Genomic DNA, 12,129 nt, shown 5'->3' with positions numbered 1-12,129 from the left:
TTTTATAGAATATTTAAAGGTTGAAAGTTAAGAAACAATAAAACTATTGCCAAACTTAAATAGTGGACAGGATTATTTGATATAGTAAACTTGATATTTTTCTAAACAGAAGCCGTTAGGGGAATTCTGCTTAGAACCAGAATCAGGGGTGGAAAAATGGATACTAGCAATGTAACAAATATGAGCCAAATGTTTTTAAATTGTCGGTCACTAAAAGAATTAAACTTATCCAGTTTCAATACTAATAGTGTCCAAGATATGTCACAGATGTTCAGTGGCTGCAGCGATTTACGCATGCTTAATATTACAAATTTTGATACCAAAAAAGTTACTAATATGAACGGAATGTTCGCTGGTTGTGAAACCTTGGAAGAGTTGGATTTATCAAACTTTGACACGAAAAATGTTAAGAGTATGGATAACATGTTCCAATCTTCCGATGCTCTAAAGTCACTCAAATTGGGTGAAAAATTCGTTGTGCCCAAGAATAAAGAACATAATTTAAAACTGGTCAACCGGACTTGGGTTGATGTTGGAACTGGCACGATTAAGAATCCTAAGCCAACCAACAAAGAAGGCATCAGTTCAGTTGAATTGTTGAAACACCATGATAAAGGCAATTGGGTCGTTAAACCTGAAAAGGCCTACCAAGGTGATTTCAAATTGATCATCGCTAATAATTTGAACAAAGATATCGTTATGGATGTTCCAGAAGATATTCGTCCAGAATACATTGGCAGCAGTTTTGAAATGATGGTTCCACAAATCATTGGTTATAACGCTGATAAAAAGATTTTACACGTTACCGCTACAGATAAAGGTTTAATCAGTGACGATAAAGTTAACTATACAAAAATCGAATCTGAAGTTGATCCTAGAACAGTTACTTTTGATAAACCCGTCGAAGCAGTAAAACCTGCAGAGCCCGTAACGCCAAAGGTACAACCTACTTCTTCAGTACAATTGGCTGAAAAAGTTGCACCAAAGCCTGAGAAAAAAGTGGAAGTTCAACCAGCAGAGAAGACTGAGACAAAGGTTGAGACTAAGCCTGAAGAAAAAGAAAAACCAGCAGAAAAGGCAGAGCCAACAAAGCCTACAGTAGCCGGTAAAGTTTCAAAATTCATGCATTATGTCACAGTACATCCTGATATCCAATCAGCTCAAACTTACAACACTAATGGTCAAATTAATAAAGGCGACCAATTGCGTCAAAATTATAGTTGGTTCAGTGATAAGCAACTCCAAATTGGATCTCAAAAATATTATCACGTTGTAGGCGATTCATGGATCAAAGCAGAAGATGTCTACCGTTATCAAGAATTCCAAAATATTGTTAAGACGAAAGATGTTGTTATGACACACTTAGTTAATAGTCGTGCCGAAGAGCTAACTAACCGTGGCTTGGGTGCTTTGAGTACATGGCAAACGTCTAAAGAAGCATTGATCGGTGATCACAAGTATTATCAAATAACTACTAACGAGTTTGTTGACGCTGATAGCGTTGATTTGATGAATGCTTAAGGTTGCTGTTTAAACCGTTACAGTCGTTATGCAATAGCAGTAAAGCATGAATTTATTGCGTATTTGGATTATCGGTTAATTTAAATCATTGTAATTGTTCATGATATTATTAATGATTTTTCAAGTGAGATTTATAATTAATTATTTCAAATAACGATTCATGAAGCTTGTAATATCAAGGCTGACAAAAAATATATCACCATTATTGATGAATGATTGTTTCGACGAAATCGACATTATTCAATGATAATCAGAGGCGATGGCTCGCATTTACTTCATGTAGATGTGAGTTTTTTTGATGCGTGTAGCAAATAGGGTAGCGTTATGACGTTACTGTTAATATGTGATATATTAATAACCGCCGATATAAAATAATTATCAGTTGTCTCAAACAGATTTATTAGAAATACGCTGTATTATGCCTTTTTCAAGTGATAAATTAAGAAAAGGATAAGGCTAGGAAATTAAAACCCACAGCGATACTCGTTGTGATAAATTGAATATGGTATAATTTTGTTTGAAATGTGTGAAAATTTAAAAATAGAATTTTAATATAGTAAGAGGTTGATCCCTATCGAAACTGAATCAGGAAAAAAATTCACGCCTATATTATTAGGTAGTGATATGAATGTTTACGGAATGGCTCGTGCTTTCCATGAACTTTATGGGGGCACTGTTAAGGCCTATGCTGATATCCAATTGGCACCTACAAGATATACAAAAATCTTAAACTTAACACTTCACCCAGGCTTTTCTGAAGACCCTGTTTTTATTGAAAAAATGCGTGAAATTGCTAAAGTTTACCAAAATCACGAAGAACCAGTTATCTTAATTGGTTGTGGTGATGGTTATGCCGAACTTATCAGCAAACATAAAGAAGAATTATCAAAGACATTTGTCTGCCCATATGTTGATTATGATTTACTAAAATCATTGAATAATAAAGAGAGCTTTTATAATGTTGCCGACAAACATGGTTTGCCACATCCTTTGACAAAGATCATTACAAAAGATATGTACGAAAGTAAGCAGGATATGGATGTGCCATTTGATTTCCCAGTGGCTTTAAAACCTGCTAACAGTGTTGAATGGTTGGATATTCATTTTGAAGGCCGTAAGAAAGCTTTCACTATCCATTCACAAGAAGAATACATGAGTATTGTCGGTAAAATTTATGGCAACGGCTATAAATCTGATTTGATTTTACAAGACTTTATCCCTGGTGATGACTCTAACATGCGTGTTTTGAATGCCTATGTTGATCAAGATCACCACGTCAAGATGATGTGTTTAGGTCACCCAATTTTGGAAGACCCAACACCTCAATCAATTGGTAATTACGTTGCAATCGTGCCTGAATTCAATCAGGATGTTTACGACCGTGTTCAAAAGTTTCTTGAAGATATTGAATTCACTGGTTATGCCAACTTCGATATGAAGTATGACTCTCGTGACGATACTTTCAAATTCTTTGAAATCAACTTGCGTCAAGGTAGAAGTAGTTTCTTCGTCACATTGAACGGCTATAACTTAGCTAAGTATGTTGTTGAAGATTACGTTGAAGGCAGTCTTGAGAACGAACCAACTGTCTATGCCAACAAGAACAAGGCTCAACATAAGCTTTGGTTAGGTGTACCAGTTAAAGTCTTCAACAAGTATGCTGCTAAAAACGATGCAACTAAATATGCTGACGAATTAATCAAACAAGACCGCGTTGGAACAACTGTTTTCTATGATAAAGACAGATCATTCAGACGTTGGATGTTGTTGACATACATGTTCCACAATTACGTTAAGAGATTTGATGAGTACTTCGAAGAGAACAAAGGACGTGACTTTAAATAACTTAGGGGGCTTTATTGATGGACGAAATAAAAGGATACAAAGTTAAAAAAGTAGATTATTCTAAGATTTTAATCTGTGTCGATTCAGACGATTTTGTGTCATCGAAAAACGCTTTTAATTATGCCTGTTCACTAGCAAGACACCATAATGCCGAACTAGGGATTGTTTCAGTGCTGGAAACTGGCGATTTGAATATTTTTCAATCACTAGATCCAGAAGTTTTGAAAGAACGCCGTGAAGAGATTAAAGAACTTCTAGCAATGTATGGCGAAAAAGCCGAAGACTATGGAGTTAAGAATATCCATTTGATGGTAACAGAAGGAACACCAGGTACAACAATAGTTGATAAAGTCATTCCAAGTTTCAAACCAGATTTAGTGATTGTTGGTGTTGAAGAGAAGAACAGAACACGTAATACAATCGGTTCGCAAGCTGCAAAGATTGTGAATAATTCTAGATGCTCGGTTAGTGTGATTAGATAGAGAGTGGAGCAGGCCCGGGAATTTCCGAGCATTTGCATGACTTCACGAATTATCCGCTTACCTTGCGGATGATTTGGGAAGTTAGGCAAAGCGGAAGAAATTGGCCTGCGGAACTCGTTTTAGAGCCACTGCCTATATAAGCAGAGGTTTTAACACCCAATCTACCAATAAAGAAAAAGCACTTACAAAAAAAGTACGAAAAATAAATAACAAATAAAATAGTGGACAATCTAAATAAGATGTCCGCTTTTTTAGTAGGGTATCAAGAGTTTCTTGATTTAGAGCATTGCTAAGTATTAAAAACTTCCAGAAGAACAGAGCCGGAGGGTATTAGAAATTTCACCGGCAGTGGGAAGAGGAGTTAGGACGAGTGAATTTCTCGTTCTTACTCCTCTAGGACGATTTTTGAGACTTGCCGGTTTTGCAAGGCTCAAAAACGAGGCCCGAGACCGAACTTTGGCTCGGACCGGTCCCCACAGCAGGCGAAAATTTCTAATACCCTCCGGCGGCAGTGAAAAGAATAAAACTGAAACATAAATATTCTAATAAATTATAAAGAGTGATATAGTAGTCACTAAAAAATAACGGCGGTGAATTATATATGTTAATGAGTAAAGTTGTCGGTGGTGCAGGTGACATGGTTAACGCCAAGCCAGCCGATTTTAAAGATAATTTGTATTTGGCTGTCAATGGTGCTTGGCAAGAAAAGGCTGAGATTCCTTCAGATAAGTCACGTACTGGTGGTTTCATGGATCTTGACGAAGGTGTCGAGAAGAAATTGATGAAAGAATTCCATGAATTCGCTGACGGGGAAAAAGAATTAGATGACGAATTGATGGAACAAGCTGTTAAGTTATATCGTTTGACGAATAACGTTGACCACTTGAGTAAATTTCACCAACAACCAATTTTGAAAGATATGCAAAGAATCAGCGATTTGAACAATTTGCAAGACTTAAGTGAAAATATGGCTCAACTTTCAAAAGATGGTTTCCCATTGCCAATCGATGGTGAAGTTGACGCTGATATGAAAGATACCGCTAAGAATGCCTTGTACATCGGTGGCGCTAGTCTAATTTTGCCTGATAAATCTTACTATGATAAAGACAATGAATCAGGTAAGAAATTGTTGGCTAAATACGCTGAAATTGCCGGCCGTTTGCTTTCAATGATTGGCTACAAGTTGGACGATGCTAAAGAAATCGTCGATAAGGCTTTGGCTTTTGATAAGGCATTGCTTCCTATCGTTAAGAGTTCTGAGGAGTGGGCTGACTATACAAAAGTTTATAACCCAATGGACTTTACCGAGTTTATTACTAAATCAGACAAGCTTGATTTGAAGAGTTTAGTAACAGATTTGATTAACGATACTCCTGAAAAAGTTATTATCACTGAGCCAAGATACTTGGATAATTTGAACAAGTTAGTTAATGACGATACTTTTGAAGATATTAAAGCTTGGATGATGGTTAAATTCCTAACAGGCAACGCTTCAATTCTTGATGAAGAATTCCGTCAAACAATTGGTGAGTATCAACTTGCTAAGAGTGGTGCCAAGGAACTTCAAAATAGAACTAAGTATGCTTATCACTTTGCTTCAGGTATGTTCAGTGAAGTTGTCGGTGCTTATTATGGTAAGAAATACTTTGGTGAAAAAGCTAAGGCTAACGTTCGTGAAATGGTCAAGAAGATGATTTCAATTTACGAGCAAAGACTTTCTAACAACGATTGGTTGAGCGAAGATACTAAGAAGAAAGCTATCGTTAAACTTGATAAGATTGTTATTAAAGTTGGTTATCCTGATAAGATTCAAGATATTTACAGTAAATTCCAAATTAACGAAAATGATTCATTGTATGACAACGTTTCGCGAATCAAGAAGATTATTACACAAGATTCATTGGATCAATTCCACAAGCCAGTTGACCGTGAAAAATGGTTGATGCCAGGACACATGGTTAACGCTTGTTACGATCCATCAAGAAATGACATCACATTCCCAGCAGCTATTTTGCAGGCACCATTCTACAGCTTGGACCAAACAAGCAGTCAAAACTTTGGTGGTATCGGTGCTGTTATCGCTCATGAAATTTCCCACGCCTTTGATAACAACGGTGCGCAATTTGATGAATACGGTAATATGAACAACTGGTGGACAAAAGAAGATTACGCTAAGTTCCAAGAACTAACTAAGAAAGTGATCGATGAATTTGACGGCATTCCATACGCTGGTAGCAAGGTCAACGGTACTTTGGTTGTCAGTGAAAACGTGGCCGATGTCGGTGGATTACGTTGTGCTCTAGAAGCAGCTAAGGAAGACGCAGACTTTGATGTCAAAGCATTCTTCACTAACTGGGCTAAAGTTTGGAGAAATAAGTCAACTAAGCAATTAACAGAAATGTTCTTGTCAGTTGACGTCCACTCGCCAGCTCCATTGCGTGCTAATGTTATGGCTCAAAACATGGATGAATTCTATGATGCATTCGATGTTAAACCAGGCGACGGTATGTGGTTAGATCCAGATAAGCGAGTTAATATTTGGTAAAATTAAATTATAAGCGAGAGTGTGACAAAACATGGTCAGCTTTCGAGCATTAAGGCAAATACCTCTAGTAATCCGATTTGGATTGCTGGAGGTATTTGTTTTAAGCGGAAAAAGCTATGTTTTGTTGCACGTTTATGGCCGCATGTTTAAGGTAAAAATAGTTATGTCACAGCCCCCCTTTTTTTATGCCGCTGCCTTTTCCCTAATTAAGATTGTGTTGCTGTATTTGAAGAGCGGAATAGTCCTAAATCAAAATTAATTACATAATATATTGAGTATTTGTATAAAAGAAGCTAATGATTTGCGTAATATTCAATTCTAAAAGTAAACTTAGCTGGAGGTTGGTAGAGAAATTGGTCCGCAGTGAAATGTATTGTAAGAACGAAGTTCTTGCAATACAAGGACGACTTTTGAGACGCGGGTTTCGGCTCAAAAGCGAGGCCCGAGACCGCACTTTGGCTCGGGCCGTTCCTCACAGCAGACCAAATTTCTCTACCAACCGGAGGCGGCAATATATAAACAACATTTCTTAATATTATAATTGCTCTAATTAAATTAGAAGAGTACCATAGAAATACAAAATAAGTTGTGGCGGTGAATTAATTGAGAATTAATAAAATTATTGGTGGTGCCGGGGATTTGGCACTTGATACAAAACCAACTGATTATAAAGACAATCTATATCTAGCAGTTAATGGTAAGTGGCAGGAAAAAGCTGAGATTCCAGCTGATAAATCCAGTGCCGGAGCTTCCGTTGATTTGGAATTGGAGATTGAAAAGAATCTCATGCAGGAATTCCACGATTTTGCTAAAGATGATAGTTCAATTAATGACTCAGAACTTTTGCAAGCCATCAAACTATATCGAGTAGCTAACAATGAAGAAACTTCTCAAATGGTACAAAATAACTCCATTTTGAAGGATATTGATCGTATCAAAGCATTGAGTTCAGTAAATGATTTGAGTAAAAATTTTGCCAGCTTGAGTAAAGATAATTTTATTTTGCCATTAGAAATGTTCGTTGAAGCCGATATGAAAAATACCGCTAAAAACGTTGTCTTTGTGAATGGTGCCGATTTATTCTTGCCTGACAAATCTTACTATGACGAAGACAATGAATTTGGTCATAAATTGTTGGCTAAATATGTCGACGTCGCTACTAAATTATTGGAAAAATTGGGATACAGCGATGCAGATGCCAAAGATACTGTGAAGAAAGCTTCAGCCTTTGATAACTTGTTGGTTCCAGTTGTAAAGACAGCGGAAGAATGGGCTGAATATACCGAAATTTATAACCCTTATGAATTTAATGATTTTGGCGCTAAGTCAGATACTTTGGACTTGAAGACTTGGGTTACCGATGAAATCAAGGCAACTCCAGAAAAAGTTATCGTTGTACAGCCAAGATATATGGACAATCTAAATAAGCTTGTTAATGACGATAATTTTGAAAATATCAAGGCGTGGATGATTGTTAGATATTTGATGGATAACGCAGAATTTGTCAGTGAAGATTTCCGTCAGATTTATGGTGAATTTAAATTGGCTCGTAGTGGTGCCAAAGAATTACCTACAAGAACTAAATACGCCTATCATTTGGCAGAACGTACATTTAGCGAAGTTGTCGGAGTTTATTATGGTAAGAAATACTTTGGTGAAAAGGCCAAAGCAGATGTCCGTGAAATGATCAAGAAAATGATTAATATTTACGAACAACGAATCAATGACAACGATTGGTTAGGTGAAGATACCAAGAAAAAGGCTATCGTTAAGTTGGAAAAGATTGTTCTTAAAGTTGGTTATCCCGATAAAGTTGAAGCAATTTATAAAAAGCTAAAAGTTGATGAAAATGCCACTCTTTATGACAATATGGTCCAACTGAATAAAGTTTTGGTACAAGATAACTTGGATGATTATCACAAACCAGTCGACCGAACAAAATGGGCAATGCCAGGACATATGGTCAACGCATGTTACGATCCAACACGCAATGACATCACATTCCCAGCCGCAATTTTGCAAGCACCATTCTACAGCTTGAAGCAGACAAGCAGCGAAAATTATGGAGGGATCGGAGCAACAATAGCACACGAAATTTCTCATGCTTTCGATAACAACGGTGCACAATTTGATGAATATGGAAATATGCATAATTGGTGGACAAAAGAAGATTACGCACATTTCAAAGGATTGACACAAGAAATGATTGACCAGTTCCAAGGCATCGTTTATGCAGGCGGCAAGGTTAATGGAAAACTAGTTGTAAGTGAGAATATTGCCGATGTCGGAGGAATGCGCTGTGGAATCGAAGCGGCCAAGTCAGAACCAGACTATGACCCTAAACAATTCTTCATCCAGTGGGCTAAATCATGGAGGTTCAAGGCAACACAAGAGTATAACGAAGATTTATTAGCAACCGATGTACATGCACCACAACCAATGCGGGCAAACGTAATGTCACAAGATTTAGATGAATTCTTTGAGGCATTTGATGTCAAAGAAGGAGACGGAATGTGGCTAGCAACGGATAAACGTATTAATATTTGGTAAGCCGTCTCCAGAGCTGGAAAATATTTGAAATAGGCAATCAACTAGCACCATGATTTAATTTATAAAAATTAATTGATCTCATCAGCCGCAGAAGGTTGTTGAGGTCTTTTTTTTGAACTAAAGGTTCTACAAAATGGTTTTCCTCTAAAGCACTACGCAGGCGAAGCCCAGGCTATGTTTTGAACTTAAAGGTTTTGAACTTAAAGGTTTTGAACTTAAAGGTTTTGAATTTAAAGGTTTTGAATTTAAAGGTTTTGGATCTTAAAGGTCTAAAAGGCATGGAAGCAAAGGAACAAAGCGGAGGGTGACAGAGAAATTTTTTACCAGTGGTGCAGGTGGCGTTATGGCTTTAGCCATTACACCACGGACGATTTTGGAGACTTACCGGGCTTTGGTAAGGCTTCAAATCGAGGCGCGAGACCTTGGCTCGCACCGGTCCCACCACAGGTAAAAAATTTCTCTGTCACCCGGAGCGCCAAAAGATAAAATTATTGATAACCCAAAACAAATATGATAAAATTTTTCAGCTTGTGACAAATCCAAAAATAAAGGAGGGATTTTTATGGAACAAGAAACTTTTGCAATAAAAAATTGGCGCCGAAATATTTATCTATTTTTAACCGGTCAATTTTTGTCAGGGATTACCAGCATGATTGTTCAGTACGCCATTATTTGGTATTTGACCAAACAGACAGGATCAGCGACAGTTCTGAGCATGGCGACATTGTTAGGAATGTTGCCGATGATTCTGTTGAGTCCATTTGTGGGCCCATACGTCGACCGAACTAACAAGAAAGCACTGTTGATCATACCTGATATTATTGCGGCTTTAGTGGCGATAGTATTGGCCATGGTAGGCTTTCTGACACATGAATTTCCAATTTGGCTAGTGTTTATTTCATTAGTTATTAGAGCTATCGTGCAGACTTTCCAAATGCCAACGATTCAATCAATTTTGCCAACAATGGTACCGCAAGACCAGTTGACGAAAATTAATGGTCAATTAGGAATGGTTCAATCAGCCAATTACATCATTGCACCAGCATTAGGAGCCTTTCTTTTCGCTATCATTTCCATGCCCGTATTGATTTTATTTGACGTTTTAGGAGCCATTATCGGGGTAACGATTATCTTGTTCGTAAAAATCCCAGAATATCCTAAAACAGATGAAAAAGTTCGTGTATTGGCAGATGCCAAATTCGGATTAGACTTATTACGTTCGAAAAAAGGCTTGTGGTACATGACTTTAATGGGAACCGTATTCACATTATTATTTATGCCAGCAGTCAGCATGTATCCATTAATGACAATGTCATATTTCAAAGGTACAGTTGCTCAGGCAGGTATCATTGAAATGATTTATTCAGTCGGAGCGCTGATTGGTGGAACGATTATCGGATTTTTAGGTAATTGGTCAGATCGAATCAGACCGTTGATATGGTCAATGTTCATTATGGGAATCACGATGGGCATGAGTGGCTTTCTACCACAAAATTACACAGGATTTCTGTGGTTCTTCGCCTTGAATGCCATTTCCGGAATAGCCACACCGTTCTTTAATACACTGTTGATGGCAATGATTCAGCAAAGTTATCCGCCAGAACAGTTAGGCCGAGTCTTAGGAATTATGAATTCATTAATGAGTTTGGCAGGACCAGTAGGATTGATATTTGCCGGACCATTGGCTGATAAAATTGGCGTTAACAATTTATTTGTAATTGCAGGATTGGGAACAATAGTCTGTGGCATTTTTGTATTTATGAATGCTACAACACGAAATTACGATAAAGAATTGCAAAAAGAAATTGATTAGTTTTCCGCCTCCGGTTTCGAGGGAGATGAGGTAGCCTGCTGTGGGACCGACTTGAGCCAAGGTCTCAAGTCTCGATTTTGAGCTTCGCAAAGTACGCGAATCTCAAAATACGTCCTGTGGTGTAAGACCGGAAAATCGCCGGTCTAACACCACTGCCACGGCTGGCTACCTCACTCCCTCGAAACCTCCGGCTAGTTGGTTGGATGTTTTTATTTGTATTGAAGTGTAATGATATAAAAATATATGGAGTGTTAAAACACTATTATTTGAATGACGTCATTTTAATTGATCAAAAAAACTGTAGTAATCTCATAAAAAGGATTGCTACAGTTTTTTGGTTCTACAATTCGAATTAAAGTTAAATCAATATTGGAGAGCATACAACCAAGCATACCAAGAGCTGGAGGGTGACAGAGAATTTTTTTACCGGTGGTGCAGGTGGCGTTATTGCTTTAGCAATTACACCACGGACGACTTTGGAGACTTACCGGGCTTTGGTAAGGCTTCAAAGCGAGGCGCGAGACCTTGGCTCGCACCGGTCCCACCACAGGTAAAAAAATTTCTCTGTCACCCGGAAGCGGAAAAAAACTAAAAATATTTTTTTATTTTTTGTGATGTATACGTTTTCTTATATAATAGTAGGTAACAAAGAAAGGTGAGGGTCTAATGGCATACATTGAAGTTAGAAATGAATCGAAACGTTATCACATGGGGGAAACGACGATTATTGCTAATAATAATCTGAATTTTAATGTTGATAAGGGGAAACTTACTGTCATTTTAGGGCCTAGTGGTGCTGGTAAATCAACTATCTTGAACATTTTGGGTGGCATGGATACTCCCACTGAGGGTCAAGTTATTATTGATGGGACGGATATTGCCCAGTTCTCTGAGCGTGAATTGACCACGTATCGCCGTAATGATGTCGGTTTTATTTTTCAATTCTACAATTTGATTCCTAATTTAACGACTAAAGAAAATGTTGAATTGGCTTCGGCCATTGTTAAAGATGCTTTGGATGCCACCAGAATCTTGCAGGCAGTTGGTTTGGGAGATCGTGTTGATAATTTCCCATCACAATTATCGGGTGGTGAGCAACAGCGTGTTGCAATTGCTCGGGCTTTGGCCAAGAATCCCAAGTTGTTGCTGTGTGATGAACCAACGGGTGCTTTGGATTATGAAACTGGTAAACAAGTTCTAACGCTGTTACAAAATGCCAGTCACATTGATAATAAGACGGTTATCGTCATCACTCACAACTCGGCTTTGGCAAAAATGGCTGATCGAGTGATTCGAATTCACGATGCCAAGGTTCAATCAATTGAAGATAATCCTTATCCAACTCCAGTCCAAGATATTGAATGGTAGGTGAT

The 12,129-nt window shown here is 37.7% G+C and carries 7 protein-coding genes; all 7 read left to right on the top strand.

What is annotated here, in order from left to right; genetic code table 11:
* Positions 1-156 precede the first annotated feature (156 nt).
* Positions 157-1,521, top strand: coding sequence for a BspA family leucine-rich repeat surface protein (locus tag JP39_RS10020; protein ID WP_041501213.1), 1,365 nt, complete (start codon positions 157-159; stop codon positions 1,519-1,521).
* Between the two features lie 624 nt (positions 1,522-2,145).
* A complete protein-coding gene (locus JP39_RS10015; protein ID WP_048699129.1) occupies positions 2,146-3,366 on the top strand; it encodes a carboxylate--amine ligase in 1,221 nt (406 codons plus the stop codon).
* A gap of 17 nt (positions 3,367-3,383) precedes the next feature.
* Complete coding sequence (locus JP39_RS10010; RefSeq protein ID WP_041501214.1) at positions 3,384-3,848, top strand: universal stress protein; 465 nt, start codon at positions 3,384-3,386, stop codon at positions 3,846-3,848.
* Positions 3,849-4,449: 601 nt separating this feature from the next.
* On the top strand, positions 4,450-6,393 hold the full coding sequence (locus tag JP39_RS10005) for a M13 family metallopeptidase (protein WP_082330691.1): 1,944 nt from the start codon (positions 4,450-4,452) through the stop codon (positions 6,391-6,393).
* 603 nt (positions 6,394-6,996) lie between these two features.
* Positions 6,997-8,943, top strand: coding sequence for a M13 family metallopeptidase (locus JP39_RS10000; RefSeq protein ID WP_041501215.1), 1,947 nt, complete (start codon positions 6,997-6,999; stop codon positions 8,941-8,943).
* Positions 8,944-9,505: 562 nt separating this feature from the next.
* Entirely contained in the window at positions 9,506-10,756 is a 1,251-nt protein-coding gene (locus JP39_RS09995) for an MFS transporter (protein ID WP_041501216.1), read from the top strand.
* Between the two features lie 666 nt (positions 10,757-11,422).
* Complete coding sequence (locus JP39_RS09990) at positions 11,423-12,124, top strand: ABC transporter ATP-binding protein (RefSeq protein ID WP_041501217.1); 702 nt, start codon at positions 11,423-11,425, stop codon at positions 12,122-12,124.
* Positions 12,125-12,129 lie beyond the last annotated feature (5 nt).

The organism is Companilactobacillus heilongjiangensis, assembly GCF_000831645.3.
Taxonomy (GTDB): Bacteria; Bacillota; Bacilli; order Lactobacillales; family Lactobacillaceae; genus Companilactobacillus; species Companilactobacillus heilongjiangensis.
The sequence above is the reverse complement of the archived record's forward strand: the minus strand, read 5'-3'. Positions and strand labels throughout refer to the sequence as shown.

Bases quoted from the DNA above. Each gene is read 5' to 3' on its own strand.
- JP39_RS10020 (WP_041501213.1), top strand. From the start codon at position 157: ATGGATACTAGCAATGTAACAAATATGAGCCAAATGTTTTTAAATTGT.
- JP39_RS09990 (WP_041501217.1), top strand. From the start codon at position 11,423: ATGGCATACATTGAAGTTAGAAATGAATCGAAACGTTATCACATGGGG.
- JP39_RS10015 (WP_048699129.1), top strand. From the start codon at position 2,146: ATGAATGTTTACGGAATGGCTCGTGCTTTCCATGAACTTTATGGGGGC.
- JP39_RS10010 (WP_041501214.1), top strand. From the start codon at position 3,384: ATGGACGAAATAAAAGGATACAAAGTTAAAAAAGTAGATTATTCTAAG.
- JP39_RS09995 (WP_041501216.1), top strand. From the start codon at position 9,506: ATGGAACAAGAAACTTTTGCAATAAAAAATTGGCGCCGAAATATTTAT.
- JP39_RS10005 (WP_082330691.1), top strand. From the start codon at position 4,450: ATGTTAATGAGTAAAGTTGTCGGTGGTGCAGGTGACATGGTTAACGCC.